The organism is Massilia sp. Root418, from assembly GCF_001425265.1.
In the GTDB taxonomy this organism is placed as follows: Bacteria; Pseudomonadota; Gammaproteobacteria; order Burkholderiales; family Burkholderiaceae_D; genus Rugamonas.
This window is the reverse complement of record NZ_LMEC01000024.1, coordinates 114,639-140,737: the sequence shown is the minus strand read 5'-3', so window position 1 is coordinate 140,737 and position 26,099 is coordinate 114,639. Positions and strand designations below refer to the sequence as shown.

At 65.5% G+C, this 26,099-nt stretch carries 21 protein-coding genes; 14 read left to right on the top strand and 7 right to left on the bottom strand.

Going from position 1 to position 26,099, the window contains the following annotated elements:
• Positions 1-34: 34 nt before the first annotated feature.
• From ASC94_RS25720 to ASC94_RS25695, 6 genes are all read right to left on the bottom strand, one after another.
• Positions 35-2,056: a TRAP transporter large permease subunit gene (locus ASC94_RS25720; protein WP_056402863.1), complete on the bottom strand. Its 2,022-nt coding sequence runs from the start codon at positions 2,054-2,056 to the stop codon at positions 35-37.
• On the bottom strand, positions 2,053-2,640 hold the full coding sequence (locus ASC94_RS25715) for a TRAP transporter small permease subunit (protein ID WP_056402860.1): 588 nt from the start codon (positions 2,638-2,640) through the stop codon (positions 2,053-2,055). Before ASC94_RS25715 ends, ASC94_RS25720 begins: the two co-directional genes overlap by 4 nt.
• Positions 2,641-2,719: 79 nt before the next feature.
• On the bottom strand, positions 2,720-3,847 hold the full coding sequence (locus ASC94_RS25710) for a TRAP transporter substrate-binding protein (RefSeq protein ID WP_056402858.1): 1,128 nt from the start codon (positions 3,845-3,847) through the stop codon (positions 2,720-2,722).
• Positions 3,848-4,013: 166 nt separating this feature from the next.
• Positions 4,014-4,691, bottom strand: coding sequence for a penicillin-insensitive murein endopeptidase (locus ASC94_RS25705; RefSeq protein WP_056402855.1), 678 nt, complete (start codon positions 4,689-4,691; stop codon positions 4,014-4,016).
• A 63-nt stretch (positions 4,692-4,754) separates the two neighbouring features.
• Positions 4,755-5,333, bottom strand: coding sequence for a superoxide dismutase [Fe] (gene sodB, locus ASC94_RS25700; RefSeq protein ID WP_056402852.1), 579 nt, complete (start codon positions 5,331-5,333; stop codon positions 4,755-4,757).
• Between the two features lie 110 nt (positions 5,334-5,443).
• Positions 5,444-6,457, bottom strand: a complete 1,014-nt coding sequence (locus ASC94_RS25695; protein WP_056402849.1) for a LacI family DNA-binding transcriptional regulator — start codon at positions 6,455-6,457, stop codon at positions 5,444-5,446.
• Between the two features lie 210 nt (positions 6,458-6,667).
• Here ASC94_RS25695 and ASC94_RS25690 point away from each other — a divergent pair, with 210 nt between their 5' ends.
• The 3 genes from ASC94_RS25690 to ASC94_RS25680 all read left to right on the top strand — a co-directional run bounded on the left by ASC94_RS25690 (position 6,668) and on the right by ASC94_RS25680 (position 11,691).
• Complete coding sequence (locus ASC94_RS25690) at positions 6,668-8,002, top strand: GH1 family beta-glucosidase (protein WP_056402845.1); 1,335 nt, start codon at positions 6,668-6,670, stop codon at positions 8,000-8,002.
• A gap of 92 nt (positions 8,003-8,094) precedes the next feature.
• Positions 8,095-10,563, top strand: coding sequence for a TonB-dependent receptor (locus ASC94_RS25685; protein WP_056402842.1), 2,469 nt, complete (start codon positions 8,095-8,097; stop codon positions 10,561-10,563).
• A 78-nt stretch (positions 10,564-10,641) separates the two neighbouring features.
• Positions 10,642-11,691 carry a glucokinase gene (locus tag ASC94_RS25680; protein ID WP_082616846.1) on the top strand — a complete coding sequence of 350 codons (1,050 nt, stop codon included), beginning with the start codon at positions 10,642-10,644 and terminating at the stop codon, positions 11,689-11,691.
• Between the two features lie 185 nt (positions 11,692-11,876).
• Here the strand turns inward: ASC94_RS25680 and xseA are convergent, their stop codons facing one another.
• Complete coding sequence (gene xseA / locus ASC94_RS25675; RefSeq protein WP_056402836.1) at positions 11,877-13,238, bottom strand: exodeoxyribonuclease VII large subunit; 1,362 nt, start codon at positions 13,236-13,238, stop codon at positions 11,877-11,879.
• A 1,114-nt stretch (positions 13,239-14,352) separates the two neighbouring features.
• On the opposite strand from xseA, the gene ASC94_RS25670 reads away from it, so the two are divergent.
• The 11 genes from ASC94_RS25670 to ggt all read left to right on the top strand — a co-directional run bounded on the left by ASC94_RS25670 (position 14,353) and on the right by ggt (position 26,095).
• Entirely contained in the window at positions 14,353-14,961 is a 609-nt protein-coding gene (locus ASC94_RS25670; RefSeq protein ID WP_056402834.1) for a MotA/TolQ/ExbB proton channel family protein, read from the top strand.
• An 8-nt stretch (positions 14,962-14,969) separates the two neighbouring features.
• Positions 14,970-15,404 carry a biopolymer transporter ExbD gene (locus ASC94_RS25665; RefSeq protein ID WP_056403488.1) on the top strand — a complete coding sequence of 145 codons (435 nt, stop codon included), beginning with the start codon at positions 14,970-14,972 and terminating at the stop codon, positions 15,402-15,404.
• Positions 15,405-15,526: 122 nt separating this feature from the next.
• Positions 15,527-16,633 carry a tetraacyldisaccharide 4'-kinase gene (lpxK, locus tag ASC94_RS25660; RefSeq protein ID WP_056402832.1) on the top strand — a complete coding sequence of 369 codons (1,107 nt, stop codon included), beginning with the start codon at positions 15,527-15,529 and terminating at the stop codon, positions 16,631-16,633.
• A complete protein-coding gene (locus ASC94_RS32100) occupies positions 16,614-16,790 on the top strand; it encodes a Trm112 family protein (protein ID WP_082219489.1) in 177 nt (58 codons plus the stop codon). The genes lpxK and ASC94_RS32100 overlap by 20 nt, the downstream gene beginning before the upstream one ends.
• Before the next feature lie 12 nt (positions 16,791-16,802).
• Entirely contained in the window at positions 16,803-17,555 is a 753-nt protein-coding gene (kdsB, locus tag ASC94_RS25655; RefSeq protein ID WP_056402830.1) for a 3-deoxy-manno-octulosonate cytidylyltransferase, read from the top strand.
• 156 nt (positions 17,556-17,711) lie between these two features.
• The gene (gene adk / locus ASC94_RS25650; RefSeq protein ID WP_056402827.1) at positions 17,712-18,368 is read left to right on the top strand and encodes an adenylate kinase; all 657 of its coding nucleotides are present in this window, start codon (positions 17,712-17,714) and stop codon (positions 18,366-18,368) included.
• A 160-nt stretch (positions 18,369-18,528) separates the two neighbouring features.
• Positions 18,529-20,340, top strand: coding sequence for a methyl-accepting chemotaxis protein (locus ASC94_RS25645; protein WP_056402825.1), 1,812 nt, complete (start codon positions 18,529-18,531; stop codon positions 20,338-20,340).
• A 217-nt stretch (positions 20,341-20,557) separates the two neighbouring features.
• Positions 20,558-22,699, top strand: coding sequence for a sodium-translocating pyrophosphatase (locus ASC94_RS25640; RefSeq protein ID WP_056402823.1), 2,142 nt, complete (start codon positions 20,558-20,560; stop codon positions 22,697-22,699).
• Positions 22,700-22,918: 219 nt separating this feature from the next.
• The gene (locus tag ASC94_RS25635) at positions 22,919-23,413 is read left to right on the top strand and encodes a hypothetical protein (RefSeq protein WP_056402820.1); all 495 of its coding nucleotides are present in this window, start codon (positions 22,919-22,921) and stop codon (positions 23,411-23,413) included.
• An 84-nt stretch (positions 23,414-23,497) separates the two neighbouring features.
• Positions 23,498-24,256 carry a 3-hydroxyacyl-CoA dehydrogenase gene (locus tag ASC94_RS25630; RefSeq protein WP_056402812.1) on the top strand — a complete coding sequence of 253 codons (759 nt, stop codon included), beginning with the start codon at positions 23,498-23,500 and terminating at the stop codon, positions 24,254-24,256.
• 72 nt (positions 24,257-24,328) lie between these two features.
• A complete protein-coding gene (gene ggt / locus ASC94_RS25625) occupies positions 24,329-26,095 on the top strand; it encodes a gamma-glutamyltransferase (RefSeq protein ID WP_056402809.1) in 1,767 nt (588 codons plus the stop codon).
• Positions 26,096-26,099: the final 4 nt, after the last annotated feature.

Genomic DNA, 26,099 nt, shown 5'->3' with positions numbered 1-26,099 from the left:
GCCGGTTGGCTGGCGCCGGCTTTTCGTCACTTGCTCACTTGTACAGCACGCCGGGCAGCCACAGGCCGATGGCGGGGAACATATACAGCAGGACTACGCCCAGCACCTGCAGCGCCATGAAGGGCATCATGCCGAGGAAGATCTGGTTCAGCGTCACGTGCGGCGGCGCCACGCCCTTCAGGTAGAACGCCGACATGGCCACCGGCGGGGACAGGAAGGCGGTCTGCAGGTTCATCGCCACCAGCAGGCCGAAGAACAGCGGGTCGATGTTGAAATGGCCCAGCAGCGGTATGAAGATGGGCATGAAGATCACGATGATCTCGGTCCATTCCAGCGGCCAGCCGAGCAGGAAGATGATCACCTGGGCCAGCAGCATGAACTGCACCGGCGTCAGGTCCATGCCCAGCACCCAGCTATTGATCAGCTCCTGGCCGCCTAGCAGCGCGAACGCGGCCGAGAAGATGCTGGAGCCGACGAACAGCCAGCACACCATGGCACTGGTCTTGGCGGTGAGGTGGGCCGACTCGCGCAGCATGCCGATGTTGAAGCGGCGGTAGGCGACGGCCAGCAGCATGCCGCCGAAGGCGCCCATGGCCGCCGCTTCGGTGGGCGTGGCGAAACCGAACACGATGCTGCCCAACACCGCCAGGATCATGAACGCCAGCGGGAACAGGGAACCCATCAGCATTTTCAGGATCTCCAGGCGGGCAAAGGAGAACCAGGCGTAGAACAGCAGCAGCGCTGCCGCGCCGATTCCCAGCGCAATCCAGAAGCCGTCGGGGACGGGCTTGGCGGGCTGTGGCGCCGGCGCGCCGGCGGCGGCGGTGGGACTGGCGGACGTGCCGGCGCCCTGCCGGCCTGCGGTTTGCCCTGCGGCGGCCGGCGTGCTGGCAGGGACTGCGTTCCCGCCGGCGCTTGCCGAACCGCTGCCAGCGGGTTTCGGCGCTTCTGCACCGGGCGGTTCGGCCAGGTCGTTGTTGGCGGGCGGCTCTTCCAGGCCGCCTTCAACCGGCGGCTCGGCCAGCCCGCCGGCATCGCTGCCCGAGGCGCCCAAGTCCTGCGTGCTGCCCAGCTCCACCAGCTCGGTCGGTGCGGCGGCGGGCGCGGTGACGATGCGGTAGCCCACGCCCATGACGGCGGCAAACGCCAGCGCCGGCAGCAAGGCAATCAGCAACTGCTGCAGCAGCGTACCCTTGCTCACGCCGGCCGGCGCGGGCGAGGCCTGCGCCAGCGCACCGGCCAGGCCCGGCACCGCCATGGTCTTTTTCGCCGCTGTGATGGCCAGCGCGTGCGGCGGCAGGGCCACCTTGCGCTCCTCGGCCGACAGCGGCGGCGCCGCAGCCGGCTTGAGCTTGGCCACCAGCATGACGTAGCCCACGTACAGCACCGCCAGCATAATGCCCGGGAACAGCGCGCCCGCATACAGCTTCACGACCGATACGCCGGCCGTGGCGCCGTACACGATCAGCAGCACCGACGGCGGGATCAGGATGCCCAGGCAGCCGCCGGCCGTGATGGCACCGGCCGAGAGCTGCGTGCTGTAGCCTGCCTTCAGCATGGCCGGCAAGGCCAGCAATCCCATCAGCGTGACCACCGCGCCGACGATGCCGGTGGCCGTGGCGAAGATGGCGCAGGTGACGATGGTGGCCACCGCCAGCGAGCCGGGCACGCGCGCCATGGCGATGTGCAGGCTCTTGAACAGCTTCTCGATCAGGTTGGCGCGCTCCACCAGGTAGCCCATGAAGACGAACAGCGGGATCGAGATCAGTACGTCGTTCGCCATCACCGAGTAGGCGCGCTGCACCATCAGGTCCAGCGTCAGCTGGATGGCCTGGTTGGGATCGCGGCTGTGGAAGGCGTACCAGGCGAACAGCACCCCCATGCCCATCAGCGTGAACGCGGTGGGAAAGCCCAGCATGATGGCCACCACCACCAGGGCCAGCATCAGCAGGCCGACGTGGCCGTTGGTCATGTCGGCCGGGGCGGGCATCAGCGCGAACAGCGCGATCACGATCCCGAGCAGCATGGACAGGCCGAACCAGATTTCCTTCCTCATCGCTGTTCTCCCAGGTCTTCGCTGTGTACCATTTCCTTGAGCTTGTCCACGTCGACTTCTTCCACGTCAGGCTCGCGCGAGGGCCAGACGCCGTCGCGCAGGCACAGCACGCAGCGCACGATTTCCACCGCGCCCTGCATCAGCAGCAGCGCGCCGGATACCGGGATCACCATTTTGAAGGGATACAGCGGCGGCCCGTTCGCCGTCAGCGTGGAATGCTCGTTGATGGCCAGGGACTCGGCCGCGTAGGTGTAGCCGGCCCACACCAGGGCCACCACGCCGGGAATGAAGAACACCAGGTACAGCACCAGGTCCAGTCCGGCCTGCAGGCGCGGCGGGAAAAAGCTGTACAGCACGTCGCCGCGCACGTGGCCGTTCTTGGCCAGCGTGTAGGCGCCCGCCATCATGAAGGCGGCGCCGTACATCATGATCATCAGGTCGAAAGCCCAGGGATTGGGGCGGTTCAGCGCGTAGCGCGCGAACACTTCCCAGGAAATGAGGAAGGTGAGGGCGACGATCAGCCAGGAAAATGCCTGGCCGATCCAGCTGCTCACCCGGTCGATGAAAAACAATACGTTTTGCATGCGGGGACTCCGGAACAGTGTGTGGACGGGCTGGCGCGCGGCTGCCTGCGCCGCACGCCGGAAGCTGCTGGTCCCGGAATCAGGCTTTCTTGCCGAAGTAGTGGTTGTAAGCCATGCGGCGCGGATTGTTGGTGTCCATGTCCCACTTCATGGCGCGTGCCGCGAAAGCGCGCTGCGACTTCTCCACTTCGCGGAACAGCGGATTGTCCGCGCCCTTCTTTGCCACCACCTCGTCCCATACCTTGAGCTGTTCCTGCAGCAGGGTGTCCGGCGTCTTGTAGAACTTCACGCCGTCCTTCGACTGCAGCTCGCCGTAGTCCTTGGAGTAGCGGTCGATCGCCTTCCACGACATGTCCGCCGACGCCGCCTCGACGGCATTGTCGATGATGGCCTTCATCTTGGCCGGCAGCGCATCGTACTTGTTCTTGTTGAAGGTGATTTCGAACTGCTCCGAGCTTTGATGGAAGCTTTGCAGCATGCACACCTTGGACACGTCCGGGAAGCCGAGCATGCGGTCGGACGAGGCGTTGTTGAACTCCGCGCCGTCCAGCAGGCCGCGGTCCATGGCGGGCACGATCTCGCCGCCGGGCAGTGCGTTGACCGCCGCGCCCATGGCGGTGAACAGGTCGATGGCCAGGCCGTTGGTGCGGAACTTCAGCCCTTTCAGGTCCTCCTTCTTGGTGATCGGCTTCTTGAACCAGCCCAGCGGCTGCGTGGGCATGGGGCCGGTGAGGAAGGACACCACGTTGGCGCCAATGGACGCATAGAGCTTGGCCAGCAGCTCCTTGCCGCCGCCGTATTTGTGCCAGGCCAGCACCATGTTGGCATCCATGCCGAACACCGGGCCCGAGGTCCACAGCGCGATGGCGCTCTGCTTGCCGTAGTTATAGCCCATCACGCCGTGGCCGCCGTCCAGCGTGCCTTTCGACACCGCGTCCAGCAGGCCGAACGCGGGCACCACCGAGCCGGCGGGCAGCACTTCGATTTTCAGTTCGCCGCCGGTCATGTCGTTGACCTTCTTGGCGAAGTCGCCCGCGTATTCGTGGAAGATGTCCTTGCTGGGCCAGGTGCTCTGGAAGCGCAGCTGCGTGGGCGCTTGGGCGGTGGCGATCATGGGCAGGGCGAGGGCGGTGCCGGCAGCGGCGTTGCCGAGGAATTTGCGGCGGGTGCTGAGGGGCTGCTTGGCTGGGGTGTCGATCTTCTTCATCGTGTGTCTCCTGTTGTAGTTTTGTACATGGAACAAAGCGATAAATCTTGATGCGATGCTGCGGTGCTGCAGGCAAGGGTGGGGCGGCTGTCCTCCTGTGGGCGTTGTCGTTGATAACTGAATTGCAAGAATGTTCCAGCTTGCTTACAGATTGCTTACACGGGGCTTACAGCTTGCAGGGAATGGCAAAGTCGACGTGGTAGTGCTCATCGTGCCGCACCCAGGGGGTGTTCTTCATGAAGCGCAGGTGGCGGCGCAGGTAGGGGCCGCGCGGCGTGGCAAGCAGTGGCGGCAGGTAGCGCGGATCGACGATGACCAGCGCCAGGCCGGCCTTTTCCGCCAGCGCCGCGCGGTGCAGCGCGTAAAGATGGTCCGCCATGGCGGCGAAATCGATGCGGTATTGGCCGTAGCGGCCCTGGGCGTCGAACTCGATGTCGTAGCCGAAGTGGTTCTGCGGTGTGGACGGCAGCACGGCCGGCTTGCCTTGTGCGTCCAGCACCGGCACGAAGAAATCCACCGAGGTGCCGTTCTGGTGCGTCTTGTGCGGCTTGAACGGCCCGCCGTTCTTCAGCCCCGTTTCGCCGTACACATAGCGCGTGGCGGGACGCGAGGCCGCCAGCGCTGCGTACGATGCGCCGATGATGCGCACCACCGCCGAATGCGCGTAAGTGCGTCCAGCCGACGCGCCCAGCGCGCTGTAGGCAGAGAAATTGACGCCGCTGCCGGGCAGCTGCACGCTGTTCTCGATCCGCCCGTCCGCGGTACGGCCGTGGCACTGGCTCTCCGCCGCCGGGGCGCTGCCGGCCACGCAGGCCGCCAGGACAAGCACATTCAGATTTTTCATAGGCTCAAAATAAAAAAACCTGCGCCGCAGCACAGGTTTTTGGAGGAAGCGGACGCCTCGCGATTACGCGAAGTTGGCGGCCGCGAAGTCCCAGTTCACCAGGTTGAAGAAGTTTTCAACATACTTCGGACGCAGGTTGCGGGTGTCGATGTAGTAAGCGTGTTCCCACAGGTCGCAAGTCAGCAGCGCCTTGTTTTCGGTGGTCAGCGGGGTGGCGGCGTTGGAGGTGTTGACGATGTCCACGGTGCCGTCCGGCTTCTTCACCAGCCAGGTCCAGCTCGAACCGAAGTTGCCGATGCAGGACTTGGTGAATTCTTCCTTGAACTTGGCGAACGAACCCCACTTGGCGTTGATCGCGTCTGCCAGCGCGCCGGTAGGCTCGCCGCCGCCGTTTGGCTTCAGGCCGTTCCAGTAGAAGGTGTGGTTCCATACCTGGGCCGAGTTGTTGAAGATGCCGCCCGAGGACTTCTTGATGATGTCTTCCAGCGACAGGGCTTCGAATTCGGTGCCCTTGATCAGGTTGTTCAGGTTGGTCACATACGCTTGGTGGTGCTTACCGTAGTGGTATTCCAGCGTTTCTTGCGAGATGTGCGGCGCCAGGGCGTCCATTGCATACGGCAGAGGTGGCAGGGTATGTTCCATGTGTCTATCCTTTTAGTTAAGTCTGAAAAGTCATTTTTGCTGAAACGACCATCATTGTAAACCTTCATGCGCCAACCCGCTGAATTGCCCCCAACAGCGTGGGGGCAAGGTCAGCGGCGGCGCGTGGTTTCGCGCACCACCAGCTCCAGCGGCGGCACTTCCGCCTGCACCGGCTCGCCGTGGATCAGGCGCAGCAGCGCATTGGTGGCCACCAGCCCCATGTCGTATAGCGGCTGGCGTATGGTGGTCAGCGGCGGCGTCGTATAAGAGGAGCCGGGCAGGTCATCGAAGCCGACCAGGGACACGTCGTCCGGCACGCGGATGCCCTTGCGGTACAGGCACAGGCGCACGCCGTAGGCGCTCTGGTCGTTGGCGGCAAACACGGCGGTGAACTGCTGGCCGGTGTCGAACAGGTGGTTGACGGCCAGCAGGCCGCTGTTTTCGTGGAAATTACCCTCGACCATCAGCTTGGGATCGACCGGGATGCCGGCCTCGCTCAGCGCGCGCTGGTAGCCGGCGGCGCGTTCCACCGCGTCGATATTGTCGGCCGGGCCGGACACGAAGGCGATGCGGCGGTGACCCAGTTCGATCAGGTGGCGCACCGCCATCCAGGCGCCGTGCGCGTTGTCCAGCTTGAATCCCACCGCGCTGCGCGTGTTCAGCGCGCGGCCGGTGGAGACGATCGGTCTCTGGCTGGAGAACTGCAGCACGGTCTCGTCCGACATGCGGCCCGACAGCAGGATGATGCCGTCCACCTTGCGCGCCAGGAGCAGGCGGATGCGGTCCGCTTCCTCTTCGGCGTTCCAGTGGCCGGACACGATCACCGAGGCGTAGCCGGTGCCTTTCAGGCCGTCGTCCACGCCGCGCAGGGTTTCGTCGAAGTAGGGCGAGGAAATGTCCTGCACCACGATGCCGATGGTCTGCGAGCGGCCGCGCTTGAGGCCTTGCGCCATCAGGTTGGGGGCGAACTTGGTGCGGGCGATGGCGGCCATGACGGCCTGGCGCTTGTCGTCCGACACCTTGGCGGTGCCGTTCAGGATGCGCGACACGGTGCTGGGCGACACTCCCGCTTCGCGCGCGACGTCCAGCAAAGTCGAAGGGGAGGTGTGTACGTCGTCGCTCAAGGTCGGTCCTGTCGTTGTTTTATGAAACCCTTTTCACGGGGCAGCATAGCACAGTTTTTTGCCGTTTTTGCCCTGATTCCCGCTCTGGCACGGGCGGTCTGCCGGGTAAAAAAGTGCACAGTTGTTCAAAATATTATGATTGACTTCATTTTTCAGCCGGTGTTAAATGCTCACATCTTCTGAAAACGTTTTCAAACACCGAACGAGCATATGACCACACCTGACGCAGTTCCCACCACCGTGCCGGCTTTCCCGTCGACCTTCACCTGGGGCGTGGCGACCAGTGCCTACCAGATCGAAGGCGGCGCCAGCGCCGATGGCCGTGGTCCATCCATCTGGGACACCTTCACCCACACTCCCGGCAAGATCACCGACGCCAGTACCGGCGACGTGGCCTGCGACCATTACCACCGCTATGCCGAAGACGTGGACATCATTGCCTCGCTCAACGTGGACGCCTACCGCTTCTCCATCGCCTGGCCGCGCGTGCAGCCGGACGGCAGCGGCGCATGGAATGAAGCCGGCTTCGATTTTTACTCGCGCCTGCTGGACCAGCTGGCCGAGAAAAACATCGCCGCCCACGTTACCCTGTACCACTGGGATTTGCCGCAAGCCCTTGAAGACAAAGGCGGTTGGCTCAACCGCGACACCGCGAAACACTTCGCCGCCTACGCCGCCGAAGTGGCGCGCCGCTTCGGCAACCGGGTCGCCACCATCGCCACCCACAACGAGCCGTGGTGCACCGCCAACCTGGGCTACGGCATCGGCCAGTTCGCGCCCGGCATCGCCAATCCGGCCGCCGCCGTCAGCGCCTCGCACCAGCTGCTGCTGTCGCACGGCCTGGCCATGCAGGCCATGCGCGCGCAGAACGTGTCGGCCAAGCTGGGCATCGTGCTGAACCAGTGGACCGCCGATCCCGCCACCGATTCCGCCGCCGACATCAAGGCCGCCGAAGTGGAGTGGGCGCGCTCGGTGGAATGGTTCATGGACCCGATTTTCAAAGGCAGCTACCCGCAGCTGGCGCTGGACAATATCGACCGCTCTTTGCTGTCCATTCATGAAAACGATTTCAATGATATCCGGCAGCCGATCGACTTCCTCGGCGTGAACTACTACTTCCGCGCCTTTGTCAGCACCGAGACGCCGCCGCGCAAGCCGCCGTGCGCGCTGGGCACCACCGACATGGGCTGGGAAATCTACCCGCAAGGCCTGACCGAACTGCTGGTCAAGCTGCACGGCCAGTACGCGCTGCCGCCCATCTACATCACCGAGAACGGCATGGCCGTGCCGGACCAGGTGCAGGCGGGCGCGGTGCACGACCAGCCGCGCATCGACTACCTGAAGATGCACCTGGGCGCGCTGCACCAGGCGATGGACGAGGGTGTCGACGTGCAGGGCTATTTCTACTGGAGCCTGCTGGACAACTTCGAATGGAATTCCGGCTACCTGCGCCGTTTCGGCCTGGTGCACGTGGACTACGACACCCAGCAGCGCACCTTGAAAGACAGCGCCCACTGGTACCGCAACTTCATCAAGGAGCAATGACATGAATTCGAGCTGAAGTCAGCTGGAGTGCGGTAGTAGCCGGTAGAGCTATGCAACACCATTAATATCAACGGACAATAGAGGAAAGACAAATGAAGAACTCGCACACCCACGCGATGTGGAAACTCGCGCCACTCGCCCTTCTGACCGCCAACGCCTTCGCGCAGGAAGGCGCCGCCGTGGCCACGGCCATGCCGGCCGCCGCTGCCGCCCCGGTGGAAGCAGCCGCCCCGGCGCGCAACGGCGAGATGGAAAAGATCATCGTCACCGCCACCCGCCGCAACACCTTTGTGCAGGAAACCCCGCTGGCGATCACCGCCTACAGCCAGGACACGCTGGCCAACAACCAGGTGAAAGACCTGGCCTCGCTCACCACCATGGTGCCCAGCCTGGTGGTGGAGCAGCACGGCGACTCGGGCGGCGTGCACGTCTACATGCGCGGCGTCGGCTCGGCCAACCACACGGAGCTGGGCGACCCGGCCGTGGCCTTCTACATCGACGGCATCTACTCGCCGCGTCCGCAGGGCGCCACCGCGCTGATGTACGACTTGAGCCACGTTGAAGTGGCGCGCGGCCCGCAGGGCACCCTGAACGGCCGCAACTCCACCGCCGGCGCGGTGAACCTGGTGTCCGGCGCGCCCAGCACCGAGAAAGTGTTCGGCTCGGCCGGCATCACCATCGGCGACTACCACCGCCTGCAGACGCAAGGCATGATTAATATCCCGCTGGCCGACGACATTGCGCTGCGCATCGCCGCCATCAAGGACAGCCATGACGGCACCGTGGACTTCCGCAAGGGTTCCAACGTGCTGCCCGGTGCGAAGAAATACGGCGCCGAAGACAAGATGGGCGCGCGCGCCTCGCTGCTGTGGCGCTTCACGCCGGACCTGAAAGCCACCGTCATCGCCGACTACTACAAGGACCAGGGCGCCGGCAACGTCTACCTGGCGGCCGAACCGGCAGCCGGCACCGAACTGCGCTCGGCGCTGATCGACAGCCCGGGCAACCTGGACCAGTCCATCACCACCTTCAAGGGCAAGCTGAACTACCACCCGAGCGACGCGCTGGACCTGACCTACCTGGGTAGCTGGAGCCGCTACAAGCGCGCCAACGTGAACGACGCCGACGCCGGCCTGTTCCCCGGCTTCAAATCCGAGAACCGCACCGAATGGGCCAAGTTCGATAGCTACTCGCACGAGCTGCAGGCGCGCTCGGACAACGACGCGCCGTTCCAGTGGGTGGGCGGGCTGTTCTTCTTCGGCGAGAAAAACAAGGTGCGCTTCGACATCGACCGCAGCCAGATCTCGCAAGCGACCGTGCAGCAGGACATCGCCGCCGGCAACGTGATCTTCGTGCGTCCCACCGTGGGCCAGTACGCATCGGCCATGTCCTTCATCCAGGGCAATCGCCAGCTGAAATCGAAAGCCGTGTTTGCGCAGGGCAGCCTGCAAATCAGCGACGACCTGAAAGCCACCGTCGGCGGACGCTACACCAAGGACCACAAGTTCGACATCGGCGGCCAGAACTGGGCCTGCCCGAACTGGCCGGCCAACGTCCCGCTGGGCACCACCGTGCTGACGCCGGACCAGGCCAGGCAGCTGGTCACGCCGGGCACCGGCACCATCAACACCCACAACATCGGCCCCGGCGGCGTGGTGAGCGCAGCCACCTGCGGCAACACCTTCGGCGACAACACCGCCGACCTGCGCTACGGCCAGGCCACCTGGCTGGGCCGCGTGGAGTACAAGCTGCGTCCGGAGATCCTGCTGTACGGTTCCGTCACCACCGGCTTCCACTCGCCGGCGATCGGCGACGGCGGCGCCACCACCAAGCCGGAAAAACTGACCAGCTATGAGCTGGGCATGAAGTCCGACCTGCTGGACCGCATGCTGACCCTGAACCTGGCTGCCTTCCACATGAAGTACAAGGACAAGCTGGAATCGCAGGTGGTGAACAGCGTGCTGGCCAACTTCAACGCGGCAGGCGCCACGGTGAACGGCGTGGAAGGTGAATGGACCTGGCGTCCGACCAAGGTGGACCGCTTCACCGGCAATGCCACCTGGCTCGACGCTACCTACGACAGCTTCATCTCCTGCGACGTGGACTCCGCGCGTGCCAAGGGCCTGTCCTGCGGCTCCACCGCGCCCAACGTGGACGTGGGCGGCAGCGTCATGAAGCACGCGCCGAAGTTCTCCACCACGCTGCAGTACGAACATGACTTCGCCACCAGCAAAGGCCTGTTCACGCCGCGCATCTCGGCCCACTACGAAGGCGAAACCTTCGTCGGCGCCGGCGCCTTCAGCAACGACGTGCCGGGCCACCCTGGCGTGAAGAAGCAGAAAGCCTATTCGACGCTGGACCTGAGCCTGCGCTTCCAGCCGCTGAACAAGGCCTACACGGCGGAGCTGTTCGTGCAGAACGCCACCGACCGCGAAGTGAAGCTGGACGTGGTGGAACTGTGCACCGACACCGGCATGCCATGCCAGCCTACCCAGCAGATCTACGGCGCGTTCTATAATGCGCCGCGTACGATAGGCGCGCGCGTGTCGATGAAGTTCTAAACCAACCCCGCAGGGCCGGGGCCGGGTTCCCCAGGGAGTCCGGCCCCAGGTTGTGCCGTGGTGTTAGAGGTGGCAACCATGAAAATCGAGAACATCCCCCAGCATTCCCTGGCCTTCTTCGACGAAGGCAAGGAAGAAGACGGCGGCGGCGGCGCGCGCTACGAGCGGCCCTGGCTGCTGGCCGACATCGGCGGCACCAGCGCGCGTTTTGGCCTGCAGACGGCGGCCGGGCGCATAGACGCCATCTGGGTGGCACAATGCGCCGCCTATCCGACACTGGGCGCGGCCATCGTGCAGTACCTGTCCCAGCCCGCCACGGTGGCGGCCGGCGGCTACCAGGCGCGCCAGGCCGGCATCGCCATCGCCAACCCCATCGACGGCGACGCGGTGCGCATGACCAACCACCACTGGTCCTTCTCCATCGAAGCAATCTGCTCCCAATTCAGCCTGACCTCGCTGCACGTGGTGAACGACTTCGCCGCGCTGGCGCGCGCCGTGCCCTTCCTGTCGGCGCAGCACCGCGTGCAGGTGGGCGGCGGCGAGGCGCGCGCACGCGGCGTGATCGGCCTGGTCGGCGCGGGCACGGGGCTGGGCGTATCCGGCCTGGTCCCGGCGGGCAGGGAATGGATCGCGCTGGACAGCGAAGGAGGGCACAGCACCTTCGCCGCAGTCAGCGAGCGCGAGATCCACATCCTGCGCAAGGCCAGCGAGCGCTTTGGCCATGTGTCGGCCGAGCGCGTGGTGTCCGGGCCGGGAATCCGGCTGATTTATGAAGTGCTGGCCGAGCGGTCCGGGGCCGCGCCCCAGGCCATCGACACGCCCGCCATCATCGAGCGCGGCCTGCGCGGCGAATGCCTGGTGTGCGTGGAAACGCTGGAGACCTTCTGCGAGATGCTCGGCACCATCGCCGGCAATGTCGCCATCACGCTGGGCGCGCGCGGCGGCATCTACATCGGCGGCGGCATCGTGCCGCGCCTGGGCGGCTTCTTCGGGCGTTCGGGCTTCCGCGCTCGCTTTGAGCAGAAAGGACGCCTGAGCAGTTACAACGCGCAGATTCCGACCTATGTGATCACGGCCGATTATCCGGCGCTGATCGGCATGTCGGTTATATTGGCCGAGCTGGCGTAGCGCGGCGGGTTACGTGCCTGTGGCACTAACCCGCCCTACGTTCATGCGGCGCGCAGCGCGCGTCGGTCGTGCGTCCGTCGTTCGGCGGGTGTGCGGCCGGTGTGCGGCGGTTGAACGGCGGTCGTGCGGCGGTTGTGCGGCGGTGCGTAGGGCGGGTTAGCGGCGCAGCCGCGTAACCCGCCGGCTCAGCCAGCGGCCTGCTTCACATCCGCAATCCCGATCTCCGCGCTGCCCTCGGCCAGCCGCACCGTCACGCTGTCGCGCGCGCGCAGCTGCGACGGCGCGCGCAGGATGGCGCCGTCCTGCCCCGTCACGATGGCATAGCCCCGTTCCAGCGTGCGTTGCGGATTCAGCATTTCCAGCTGCGCCGCCAGCGCATTGAGCGCGTCGCGCTTCTGCGTCTGCTGGTTGCCGATGCTGATTGCCGCGCGGTGCTGCAAGCCTTCCACCTGCGCCCTCAGCGCGCGCACGTCCGGCCGCAGCGCCGACCAGCGCGACTGCAACTTGTCGAACCCCACGCGCGCATAAGCCAGCGGCGCACGGTTGGCGTGCGTGAGCGCCGTGGCATGCGCCTGCAGCTTGGCGCGCTGCTGCGCGATCTGGGCCGAAGGGCTGAGCAGGCGGCGAGTGTAGCCGTCCAGGGTCTGTGCCGCGTCGCCCAGCGCGCGCTGCATGGCGCGCCGTAAATCGGTGGCGTCGGCACGCAGGGAAGCCAGCCAGTCCGCGCGCGGCGTGGCGGCCAGTTCGGCGGCGGCGGTGGGCGTGGCCGCGCGCAAGTCGGCCGCAAAATCGGCGATGGTGAAATCGGTCTCGTGGCCCACGCCGGAAATCACCGGCACGTTGCAGTTGGCCACCGCATACGCCACCGCTTCGTCGTTGAACGCCCACAAATCCTCGATGCTGCCGCCGCCCCGGCACACGATCAGCACCTCGCACTCGGCCCGTGCCGACGCGGTATTGATGGCGGCTGCGATCTGCTCCGGCGCCTGCTGGCCTTGCACCAGGGTGGGGTAGAGCACCACGCGCACGTGCGGCGCGCGCCGTTTCAGGGCCGTCAGCACGTCGCGCAGGGCGGCGCCCGTGGGACTGGTCACCACGCCGATGGTGCGCGCAAACATGGGCACGGCGCGCTTGCGGTCCTGGTCGAACAGGCCGGCCGCGCCCAGGCGCTCCTTCATGCGCAGGAAGGCCTCGAACAGCGCGCCCACGCCCGCCCGGCGGATCGCCTCCACGTTGATCTGATAGTCGCCGCGCGGCCCGTACAGCGTGACCAGGGCCCGCACTTCCACCTTGTCGCCCTCGCGCGGCACGAAGCCCGCATACTGCGCGCGGCCCCGGAACATCACCGCCCGCACCTGGGCCGCATCGTCCTTCAGGGTGAAATACCAATGGCCTGAACTGGCGCGCGTGAAATTGGAAATCTCGCCGGATATCCACGTCAGTGGAAAACTGCGCTCCAGCAGGCGGCTCACCGCCTGGTTGAGCGCGCTGACCGAAATCACGGCGGCTTGCGGAGTGCTGCTGTCGGGTGGAAGGCTGGTGTTCATCGTTCAGGAAAAGGGAAACTGTCCACAAAATCGTGCGGAGGTCATGCTTATGTCACACATCAGAATTCAAGGCAAGTATTTTTTCTAAATACTTGATTTTAAAAGGTAAACAAGCATGCTTCATTAACGTGCATTTCATAAAAATCCTTATGGATCAAGCACTTTGCCGATACGGGCCCCGGTTACGCACAAAGTTATCCACAAAAATTGTGCGGAACTTTTTGGTGGCCAGCCGGCTTTTTTGTGGACAAGAACATGCGTGCTAAAAATTTACGCATAGAAATAATTACTTTATAAATCAAGCACTTGATCCCCGCCGCAGCGGCTTGCTCACAATTTTATCCACAGAAGATGTGCAGAACTCCAACCGCATACCAATTTCACAAATCTGCGGCGCGGCGCAAAGTTGCCCTGTGACGCCACTGTTTAAAATTTAAGCAGTGAAACATAAGTATTACAAATCAATGACATAGAGCTTGCCCGGCAGCCTTGCGCACAATCTTATCCACATATTGTGTGCAGAAGTGCACAGTTGTACACCTGCTCTGCGGAAAGTGACCTGCGGTATCTGGCCTGCATCTTGCTGCCCGTTTTTTAATCGGAGAGCGTTTTCGCTTTGAAATCATGGTCTTAGCATGCAATGTGCAGCCTTGCTAACAATTTTGTCCACAGTTTTTGTGCAGAATGAAGCAGTTGTCCCCAAACACTTCAGGAAACCCGGTTTTTGATGTCATTCACCATACAAAACACTGGTGTTTGGGTTGTATGCGGAATTTTTACGCATGGCAAGAAAGTGCTTTGGAATCAAGGACTTTGCTATCCATCAATGTCCTTGCTAACAATCTTATCAACAGAATATGGGGAGAAGTGTGGACGGTTGTGCCGCAGCGTGCCGAAGGCGGGCTGCGCTTTTTTTACGCATGGAAAATTAGTCCTTAACAATCAATGGCTTGAGGGTTTGCAAGCTGCCTTGCTAACAATCTTGTCCACAGAAAGTGTGCAGAAGAGTGGACCGGCCCGCTTGTGGCGAACTACTTGCCGATCAGGCCTCAACAAGATACATTGCGCGTCTAGGCATTCCTGCCTGCGCAGTTCCCAAACACAGGAGTTCGTTTTGCTCGCCATCATCCAAGCCGCAGGCTGGCCCATCTGGCCTCTGCTGATCGCCTCCATCGTTGCCACCGCCCTCATCATCGAACGTTTGCTGTTCCTGCGCCGCGCCAAGATCATTCCGCGCCAGTTGCTGGACGAGGTGGTGGGCGTCTACCGCAGCGGCAACATCACGCCGGACGTGATCCAGAAACTGGAACAGAGCTCGCCGCTGGGCGTGGTGCTGTCGGCCGCGCTGCGCAACATCGACTCGCCGCGCGACGTGATGAAGGAAACCATTGAAGAAGCCGGCAGCGGCGTGGCCCACATGCTGGACCGCTTCCTCACCACCCTGGGCACCATCGCTACGTTGGCGCCGCTGATGGGCCTGTTCGGCACGGTGGTCGGCATGATCGAGATCTTCGGCGCGCAGAACGCCACCGGCACCAATCCCGCCCAGCTGGCGCACGGCATTTCGGTCGCGCTGTACAACACCGGATTCGGCCTGGCCATCGCCATGCCGACGCTGGTGTTCTACCGCCACTTCCGCGCGCTGGTGGACAGCTTCATCATCGAGATGGAACAGCAGGCCATCAAATTCGTCGACGTGGTGCACTGCTCGCGGAAGACCTGACCATGGGCATGAACTTCCGCCGCGGCCAGCACCGCGAAGACCCGGAGATCAACCTGATCCCGTTTATCGACGTGCTGCTGGTGATCCTGATCTTCCTGATGGTGACCACCACCTACAGCAAGTTCACCGAACTGCAGATCACGCTGCCGACCGCCGAAGCCGAGAAAGCGCACGAGCGGCCCAACGAGATCAACGTGACGGTGGACGCCAAGGGCAACTACACGGTGAACAATGTGCCGGTATCGTTCCAGAACGTGGCCGGGCTGGCCGAGTCGCTGAAGAGCGCGGCCAAGGCGGGTGGCGCGGACAGCAAATCGCCGGTGGTGATCATCAACGCCGACCAGTTCGCCATGCACCAGATGGTCATCAACGTGATGGAAGCCGCGCGCCTGGCCGGCTACGACAAGCTCACCTTCGCCGCCCAGACCGGCGCCGCCAAATAAGAATCCCGGAACCAGCCTGTCAAGCGACCTGAGCCGCATTTCCCCTTACTTCGGGGTCAGACCCCGAAGTAGGGGGAAATGCGGCTCAGGCTGTTGGGGCTGAAGCTGCCCACTTTGTTCGTATGCCTAAAACTTCCTCGCTTGAATCGACGTTGACGCGCAATTGGCTGCGCAGGGGGCCGCTTGCTTGCGCGCTGTGGCCGCTGTCGCTGCTGTTTGGCGGACTGTCCGGACTGCGGGCCGGACTGTTCCGGGCGGGCGTGCTGAAGTCGGAGCGCCTGCCGGTGCCGGTGGTGGTGGTGGGGAATATCTTCATCGGCGGCACGGGCAAGACCCCGCTGACCATCTGGCTGGTGCAGGCCTTGCAGGAGGCCGGCTTCACGCCGGGCGTGATTTCGCGCGGTTTCGGCAGCAAGGATAGCGCGCCGCGCCTGGTCACGGCCGCGTCCACCCCGCAGCAGGTGGGCGACGAGCCGCTGCTGATCGCCCAGCGCACCGGCTGCCCGGTGATGGTGGGGCGCGACCGCGCGGCGGCGGGCAGGGCGCTGCTGGCGGCCCTGCCGGCGGTGGATATCCTGGTGGCCGACGACGGCCTGCAGCATTACAAGCTGCAGCGCGACGTGGAAATCGTGCTGTTCGACGCGCGCGGCGTGGGCAATGGCTGGCTGCTGCCGGCCGGACCGCTGCGCGAGCGGCCGACCCGCCGGCGCGATTTCACCGTGGTGAACACGCCGTCGCTGACGGCCGAGCTGGCCCGCAGCGTGGCGCCGCTCTCCAGCATGGCGCAGCGCGAGCTGGGCCGCGCGGCCGCCACCGGCCAGGCTTCGGTGCCGGTGCAGATGACCCTGGCCGGCGACGTGGCCGAGCGCCTGGCCGACCGCAGCGAGCGCGTGACCCTGGCCGAGCTGGCCGCCCGCTCGCGGGGCGGCTTGCGGATCGCGGCGGCGGCCGGCATCGGCAACCCGGCGCGCTTTTTCGGCATGCTGCGCGGCGCCGGCCTGGATGTCGCCGAGCTGCCTTTGCCGGACCACCACGATTTCCTCGACCGCCCCTTCGATGGCCTGGACGCCGACATCGTCTTGATGACGGAGAAGGATGCAGTAAAATGTGCCCAAATTGAAGAACTGAGGGACGATCCGCGCTTGTGGGTGGTTCCGGTGACAGCGCGCATCGATGCCGCGCTGGCCGAATACATTGTGGAGAAATGTCGTGGATGCTCGTCTGCTTGATATCCTGGTCTGCCCCGTTTGCAAGGGCCCGCTGGAGTACGATAAAAAAGCCCAGGAAATGATTTGCCGTGGCGACCGCCTGGCCTACCCGATCCGCGATGGCATTCCCATCATGTGGGCCGACGAGGCCCGTACGCTGCAGGATGCGGTGGAATAGGGAGCGCCGGCCGTGAGCTTCATCGTCATCATCCCGGCGCGCCTGGCGTCGACCCGCCTGCCGAACAAGCCGCTGGCCGACCTGGGCGGCAAGCCCATGGTGGTGCGCGTGGCCGAGCGCGCGGCCGAGGCGGGCGCTGCCCGCATCATCGTCGCCACCGACCATGAGGACATCCGCGCAGCCTGCGAACGGCACGGCGTGGAGGTGTGCATGACACGCGCCGACCATCCTTCAGGCACCGACCGCATCGCCGAAGTGGCGCGCGCGCTGTCGCTGGCGCCGGACGCGGTGGTGGTTAACCTGCAGGGCGACGAGCCGCTGATCGATCCCGCGCTGCTGGCCGCCGCCGCCGGCCGTATCGGTCCGGACGTGCCCATGTCCACTTGCGCCCATCCGCTGCACGACGCGGCCGACGCCTTCAATCCCAACGTGGTCAAGGTGGTGCTGGACCAGGCCGGCCGCGCGCTGTACTTCTCGCGCGCCACCATCCCGTGGCACCGCGACGGCTTTGCCCAGGATAAAACTGCGCTGCCGGCCGGCTATGTGCCGCTGCGCCATATCGGCCTGTACGCTTACCGCAACGATTTCCTGCAGGCTTATCCGCAGCTGGCGGTGTCGCCGCTGGAGGGCATCGAGGCGCTGGAGCAGTTGCGCGTGCTGTGGCACGGCTACCCGATCGCCGTCCACGTAACGGACGCGGCACCGGCGGCCGGCGTCGATACGCCGGAAGACCTGGAACGCGTGCGGCGCCATTTCGCCAATTAGCCACTAACTGCGCGCCAAGCCCCCACCAAACCATGCCTAATCGTCCACAAACTGGCGTCAAGCGCCGGTTTTGTGGTAAGTTTCGTACGAAGGTAGCAGAGCGGCAGCATTTCCAACCATACCACCAGATTCTTATAATCGTTTTAGGACTTTTTCATGCGTCTCATTCTGTTAGGAGCACCCGGTGCCGGCAAGGGCACCCAGGCGAACTACATCAAGGAAAAATACAATATTCCGCAGATCTCCACCGGCGACATGCTGCGCGCGGCCATCAAGGCCGGCACGGAAATGGGCCTGGCCGCCAAGAAGGTCATGGACGCTGGCCAGCTGGTGTCGGATGACATCATCATCGGCCTGGTGAAAGAGCGCCTGAAGGAATGCGATTGCGAGAACGGCTACCTGTTCGACGGTTTCCCGCGCACCATCGCGCAGGCCGACGCCATGAAGGAAGCCGGCGTCAAGGTGGACTACGTGCTGGAAATCGCCGTGCCGGATGAGGCCATCATCGAGCGCATGAGCGGCCGCCGCTCGCACCCGGCCTCGGGCCGCGTGTACCACGTGAAGTTCAACCCGCCCAAGGTCGAAGGCAAGGACGATGTCACCGGCGAAGACCTGGTGCAGCGCGACGACGACAAGGCCGAGACCGTGAAGAAGCGCCTGGATGTGTACCACAACCAGACCGAAGTCCTGCTGGGCTATTACAACAACTGGGCCCAGTCCGGTGACCCGGTAGCGCCGAAGTACCGCAAGATCGAGGGCATCGGCCCGGTGGAAGAAATCCGCGACCGCGCGTTCGCAGCCCTGTCGAACTAAGCCGGCCGGCTTAGCTTCCCCCGCAGCATCCTCCGCAGGCGGACCGACCGGTCCGCCTCGTCGTTTCTACCCCCCACACTGCACCAAAGTACAACATCGAATTTGCCGTCGCGCCACTACACTAGGCGTGAGGATTCCGATCACCTTTTGGGGACACGCTATGAATATGAGGGACTGGAGCATAGGCCGCCGCCTGGCGCTGGGTTTCGCCGTGCTGTTGGCGGGCATGATTTTCAACACCGGCTTTGGCATCTACCGCCTGCAGGGCAGCGCCGACGCCACCCGCGCCATGATGGAAGTGCCGCTGGCAAAGGAGCGCCTGATCTCCGAGTGGTACCGCATCGTGTTCGCCGGGATCCGCCGCACCACCGCCATCGCCAAGAGCAGCGACACCTCGCTGGCGCCATTCTTCGCGGAGGACATCGCCAATTCCACCAAGCGGGCGCAGGACCTGATCAAGAAGATCGAGGCCTTGTCGACCGACGAGGACAAGCGCCTGATGACCGAGCTGGGCGGCGTGCGCAAGGCCTATGTGGATTCGCGCGACGGCATCAACAAGGCCAAGGCGGCCGGCAATATGGAGGAGGCGGCGCGGCTGATGGAGAAGGATTACCAGCCGGCGGCCAAGGGCTACGAGGCCATGCTGCAAAAGCTGCTGGAACACCAGAACAAGGAAATCGACGACGCTGCGCGCCAGATCGATGACATTGCCGCGCGTAGCCGCAATCTGCAGCTGGTGCTGGCCGTGCTGACGGCGGCCTTCAGCGTGGCATTCGCCTGGTGGCTGGCCACCGGCATCACGCGCCCGATGCGCCAGGCGGTGGACATGGCGCGCCGCGTGGCGGACGGCGATTTGACCGCCGCCGCCACCGGTGCCGGCGGCACCCACGGCGCGGCAGCCCATGCCAAGGACGAAACCGGCCAGCTGCTGCAGGCGCTGCAGGACATGCACCAGGGCCTGGTGCGCATCGTGAGCCAGGTGCGCAGCGGCACCGACGCCATCACGGCGGCTTCCAGCGAGATTGCCAGCGGCAACCTGGACCTGTCTTCGCGCACCGAGCAGCAGGCCAGCGCGCTGGAAGAGACCGCTTCGTCGATGGAGGAGCTCACGTCCACCGTGCGCCAGAATGCCGACAACGCGCGCGAGGCCAACCAGATGGCGATGGCCGCGTCCGACGTGGCCCGCAAGGGCGGCGAAGCAGTGTCGGACGTGGTGGGCACCATGCAGTCGATCGACGAATCTTCGCGCAAGATCGTGGACATTATCGGCGTGATCGACGGTATCGCCTTCCAGACCAATATCCTGGCGCTGAACGCGGCGGTGGAGGCGGCGCGCGCGGGAGAGCAGGGCAGGGGCTTTGCGGTGGTCGCTTCCGAGGTGCGCAACCTGGCGCAGCGCTCGGCCGCCGCCGCGCGCGACATCAAGACCCTGATCGGCGACTCGGTCGAGAAGGTCGGCGCGGGGACCCGGCAGGTGGCGCAGGCCGGGGCCACGATGCAGGAGGTAGTGGCCAGCATTGAACGCGTTACCGCCATCATGGGCGACATTACGCATGCCAGCCAAGAGCAGAGCGCCGGCATCGACCAGGTCAACGGCGCCATCACCGAAATGGACGACGCCACGCAGCAGAACGCCGCACTGGTGGAGCAGGCCGCCGCTGCCGCGCAGTCCATGCAGGACCAGGCCGGCGAGCTGGCGCTGGCAGTCAGCGTGTTCAAGCTCGATGGCATGATGCATGGCACCGGCGCCGGTGCCGGTGCCGGTGCAGCTGCGGCGCGGCGGCCCGCCGCGCCGGCCGGTGCGTCGGCGGCGCGTCCCGCGCTCGCCAAGGCCCGGGCCCCGGCCAAGCCTGGCGCGCGCGCTGCGGGGGCGCACGGTAGCGACCGGACACCGCTGATCGCGCGCGCGGCGGCGCCGGCCGCGCCCCGCAAGGCGGCCCCGGCGGCCGGCGACGATTGGGAGGAATTCTAAGCGTGTTCACAAAATCCCCACATTAGGCAAAAATCAATTCAAAGGTGAATTGCTTAATTTTCCACGTTTGTTGTAGACTCGACCTCAACTTCTGTTTTCAGCCCGCCGTCCCGCGGCGGGCGCATCAGCGCAGTGCAGTACGCGGTTGGCAGCGGGTCCAAAAGACCGGCTTTCGAATTCGTAGTGGTCGAGCTTGATAACAAACGAAGGGGACAATATGACAGCAAGCCTTTGGTTCGCAGTGGCGTGCGGCGTGATCGCCGTAGTGTACGGTTTATGGGCGCGAAGCTGGATCTTGAAGCAGGACGCCGGCAATCCCCGCATGCAGGAAATCGCAACTGCGATCCAGGAGGGCGCTGCCGCTTATCTTGGCCGGCAATACAAGACCATCGCGCTGGTGGGCGTGGTGCTGCTGATCGCCATCGGCGCCTTGCTCGACATTAAAACCGCGCTGGGCTTCCTGATCGGCGCCGTGCTCTCCGGCGCCTGCGGCTTCATCGGCATGAACGTCTCGGTGCGCGCCAATGTGCGCACCGCGCAGGCGGCCACCAAGGGCATGAACGAGGCGCTTGACGTGGCCTTCAAGGGCGGCGCCATCACCGGCATGCTGGTGGTGGGCCTGGGCCTGCTGGGCGTGGTGCTGTTCTACGCCATGCTGACCAGCCTGGCCTCCAACGGCTACCCCAATCCCCAGCTCACCCCGCACGACGTGATCAAGCCGCTGATCGGCCTGGCCTTCGGCGCCTCGCTGATCTCCATCTTCGCCCGCCTGGGCGGCGGCATCTTCACCAAGGGCGCGGACGTGGGCGCCGACCTGGTGGGCAAGGTGGAAGCCGGCATCCCCGAGGACGACCCGCGCAACCCGGCCGTCATCGCCGACAACGTGGGCGACAACGTGGGCGACTGCGCCGGCATGGCGGCCGACCTGTTTGAAACCTATGTGGTGACCCTGATCGCCACCATGCTGCTGGGCGCGCTGATGATCGCCAACGCGCCGACCCAGGCCATCGTCTACCCGCTGCTGCTGGGCGCGGTGTCCATCCTGGCGTCCATCGTCGGCTGCTCCATGGTCAAGGCCAAGCCGGGCAAGAAGATCATGTCGGCGCTGTACACCGGGCTGTGGTGGGCCGCCGGGCTGTCGCTGGTGGGCTTTGCCGCCGTCACCTGGCAGGTCTGGCCGGACGACACCATGCGCTACCGCATGATGGGCTCGACCGTGGTCGGCATCGTGCTGACCGGGCTGATGGTCTACATCACCGAGTATTACACCGGCACCGACTTCCATCCGGTGCGCCATATCGCCGAAGCGTCCACCACGGGCCACGGCACCAACATCATTGCCGGCCTGGGCGTGTCGATGAAGTCGACCGCGTATCCGGTACTGGCGGTGTGCGCGGCCATCCTGGTGTCTTACCAGCTGTCCGGCCTGTACGGCATCGCCATCGCGGCCACCGCCATGCTGTCGATGGCCGGCATCATCGTGGCGCTGGACGCCTACGGACCGATTACCGATAACGCCGGCGGCATCGCCGAAATGTCCGGCATGCCCGAATCGGTGCGCGCCATCACCGATCCGCTGGACGCGGTGGGCAACACCACCAAGGCCGTCACCAAGGGCTACGCCATCGGTTCGGCCGGCCTGGCCGCGCTGGTGCTGTTCGCCGACTACACGCACGCGCTGGAATCGGTGGGCAAGAGCGTCACCTTCGACCTGTCCAACCCCATGGTGATCGTGGGCCTGGTGATCGGCGGCCTGATCCCCTACCTGTTCGGCGCCATGGCCATGGAAGCGGTGGGCCGCGCGGCCGGCGCGGTGGTGGTGGAAGTGCGGCGCCAGTTCCGCGACATCAAGGGCATCATGGACGGCAGCGGCAAGCCGGAGTACGACAAGGCGGTCGACATGCTGACCGCGTCGGCCATCAAGGAAATGATCTTGCCGTCGCTGCTGCCGGTGCTGGTGCCCATCCTGGTGGGCATGCTGCTGGGACCGGCGGCGCTGGGCGGGCTGCTGATGGGGACCATCGTCACGGGCCTGTTCGTGGCCATTTCCATGACCACCGGCGGCGGCGCCTGGGACAACGCCAAGAAATACATCGAGGACGGCAATTTCGGCGGCAAGGGGTCGGATGCGCACAAGGCCGCCGTCACCGGCGACACCGTGGGCGACCCGTACAAGGACACGGCCGGTCCGGCGGTGAACCCGCTGATCAAGATCATTAACATCGTGGCGCTGCTGCTGGTGCCGCTGCTGCCGGCCGCCGGCTGGCTGGCCGTCACGCCGCAAGCGCCGGCGCACGCGCTGATGGCGCCCGCCGCGCCGGTCGTCACGTCACCGGCTCCCGCGCCGGCGCCGAAGTAAACCCGTAGGGCGGGTTAGCCCCGCGTAACCCGCCGGAGCCGTCGCGACGCATGGCGGGTTACGCGGGGCCGTGCCCCGCTAACCCGCCCTACGCGCCCCGCACGGCCCGCATCGTCCACATGCGCGCGTGGCCGGCGTGGCCCCGCCGCCGGGCCGCGTGCGACAGCCCCGGCCTGGCGGCGGTATCATATCCGCATCACCGCGCCGCGGGAGGATGCCATGAAAACTCTGCCTTTCACCGGGCTGCTCCTTTGCCAGCTCATATTCCCCGCCGCCCACGCCCAGCCGCAGCAGCCCTCGCTGCCGCGCGTGGTGCCGGACGCCTCGGGCGGCGAAGCGGCCGCCGAAGCGTTCCGCAAGCTGCCGGTCTGCTCCCTCGCCCCCGATGGCAAGAAGCTGCTGGTGGAGCCGTGCCGCCCCGCGCCATCGCGCAACTTCACCCAGCGCCGTTCGGTGCCGCAAACCGTGCTGACCATGCCGCCGTCCCAGCAGTCCCAGCAGCCGCTGCCCCAGCTTTCCCGTCCGCCCGCCACCGCCTACATGCCCGCCCCGGCACCGGCACCGGTCCCGGCCCCCGCCATCCGCCCGCTGGGCACCTGCGACGCCGCCGGCTGCCGCGACGCCAGCGGCACCCGCTACCAGGGCACCGGCCCGGTACTGCTCGACCCCGCCGGCCGCCCTTGCCGAACCGATGGCCAATGGGTGCAGTGTTGAGCTACAATCGGACATTACGTTTACGTAAGCGTAAGGTAAGCGCAAGCCAAGATTGATCCAGCCGAATTCAGAACAGGGGAAGACATGCAAATCAAGGACAACGTATTCATCATCACCGGCGGCGCGTCGGGCCTGGGCGCCTCGACCGCGCGCATGATCGTGGAAGCGGGCGGCAGGGTGGTGCTGGCGGACGTGCAGGCGGAAGCCGGCCAGGCGCTGGCGGCTGAACTGAAGGGCGTATTCGTCAAGTGCGACGTGACCTCGGAAGCGGACGGCAAGGCCGTGGTGGACGCGGCCACCGCGCTGGGCACCCTGCGCGGCCTGGTCAACTGCGCCGGCGTGGCGCCGGCCGTGAAAACCGTGGGCAAGGACGGCCCGCACCCGCTGGAAGTGTTCCAGCGCACCGTGAACATCAACCTGGTGGGCACCTTCAATATGTGCCGCCTGGCTGCCGACGCCATGGGCAAGACCGAGGCCGCCGAGCACGGCGAGCGCGGCGTCATCATCAATACCGCGTCGGTTGCCGCCTACGACGGCCAGATCGGCCAGGCCGCGTACGGCGCCTCGAAAGCCGCCGTGGTCGGCCTGACCCTGCCGATGGCGCGCGACCTGTCGCGCAGCGGCATCCGCGTCATGACCATTGCGCCCGGCATCTTCGAAACGCCCATGCTGCTGGGCATGCCGGCCGAGGTGCAGGACGCGCTGGGCAAGATGGTGCCGTTCCCGCCGCGCCTGGGCAAGCCGTCCGAATACGCCATGCTGGCCAGGTCCATCATCGAGAACGTCATGCTGAACGGCGAAACCATCCGCCTGGACGGGGCAATCCGGATGCAACCGAAGTAATCTTGCGGTAGGATGCGAAAGTCATCGGGCGCGCAGCCTTGGTTGCGCGCCCGATTCATTTTTGGAGCCTACATGATCAAGTTGCACGCGCTGGCCCTGGCCGCGCAGTTCGCCGCCGTACTGGCGTCTTCCGCCCACGCGCAGGACCGCGCCCCCGAAATCGCCACCGGTTATGCCGAGAAAACCGGCGTCATTGCCGAGAAATTCATGGTGGCGGCTGCCAATCCGCACGCCACCAGCGCCGGCTACGAGATGCTCAAGCAGGGCGGCAGCGCGATCGACGCCGCCATCGCCACCCAGCTGGTGCTGACCCTGGTGGAGCCGCAATCGTCCGGCATCGGCGGCGGCGCCTTCCTGATGCATTTCGACGGCAAGCGCGTGCAGGCATACGACGGCCGCGAAACCGCGCCCTCGGCCGCCACCGAAAAGCTGTTCCAGGACGCGAACGGCAAGCCGCTCTCGCGCGAAGCGGGCGTGGTGGGCGGGCGCTCCACCGGCGCGCCCGGCGTGCTGCGCATGCTGGAAATGGCGCACAAGGAGCACGGCAAGCTGCCGTGGGCCACGCTGTTCGGCCCCGCCATCAAGCTGGCTGAGAACGGCTTTGCCGTCAGCCCGCGCCTGAACGGCCTGCTCAGCTGGGACAAATACATTGTCCGCGACCCGGTGGCTGCCGCCTATTTCTACGACAAGGACAAGCGCCCCTGGCCGGTGGGCCACGTGTTGAAGAACCCCGACCTGGCGCGTACCCTGCGCGACATCGCCAAGGGCGGGGCGGACGCCTTCTACCAGGGCCGCATCGCGGCCGACGTGGCCGCCAAGGTGGCTTCGCACCCGACCAACCCCGGCCTGCTGACGGCGGCCGACATCGCAAATTATCGCCCCAAGCTGCGCGACCCGGTGTGCGCGGACTACAAGGCGTGGACCGTGTGCGGCATGCCGCCGCCGTCGTCGGGCGGCATCGCCATCGCCCAGATGCTGGGCGTGCTGGAGACCAAGGGCATCGAGCGCTACGCGCCCGTGAACGGCCGGCTGGGCGTGGAGGCCATCCATCTGTTTACCGAAGCGGGCCGCCTGGCCTACGCCGACCGCGCGCGCTACGTGGCCGACACCGACTTCGTGCCGCTGCCCGGCAAGGGCGTGGCGGCGCTGCTGGACAAGCATTACCTGCGGCAGCGCGCCGCGCTGATCGGCGAGCGCTCCATGGGCCGCGCCGCCTTCGGCGTGCCGGACACCGTGAACGTGGCCTGGGGCGCGGACAACGCCATCGAAAGCCCGGCCACCTCGCACCTGTCGGTGGCGGACGCCTACGGCAACGTGATTTCCATGACCACCTCGGTGGAGGACGCATTCGGCTCGCGCCAGATGGTGGACGGCTTCATCCTGAACAACCAGCTGACCGACTTTTCCTTCGACTCGGTGGACGAGAACGGGCCGGTGGCCAACCGCGTCCAGGCCGGCAAGCGGCCGCGCAGCGCCATGTCGCCCACGCTGGTGTTCGACAAGGCCAGCGGCAAGCTGGTGCTGTCGACCGGTTCGCCGGGCGGCTCGGCCATCATCAACTACGTGGCCAAGGTGCTGGTGGGCACGCTGGACTGGAAGCTGGACGTGCAGCAGGCCATCAGCCTGCCCAACTTCGGCAGCCGCAACGGGCCCACCGAGCTGGAGGGCGCGCGCGTGGCGCCGGACGTGGTGGAGGCGCTCAGGGCACGCGGCCACGAGGTGCGCCAGTACGAGCAGAACTCAGGCCTGCAGGGCATCATGCGCGTCACCCGCAACGGCAGGGAAGTGTGGTTCGGCGGCGCCGATCCGCGCCGCGAAGGCGTTGTGCGCGGCGACTGACCCT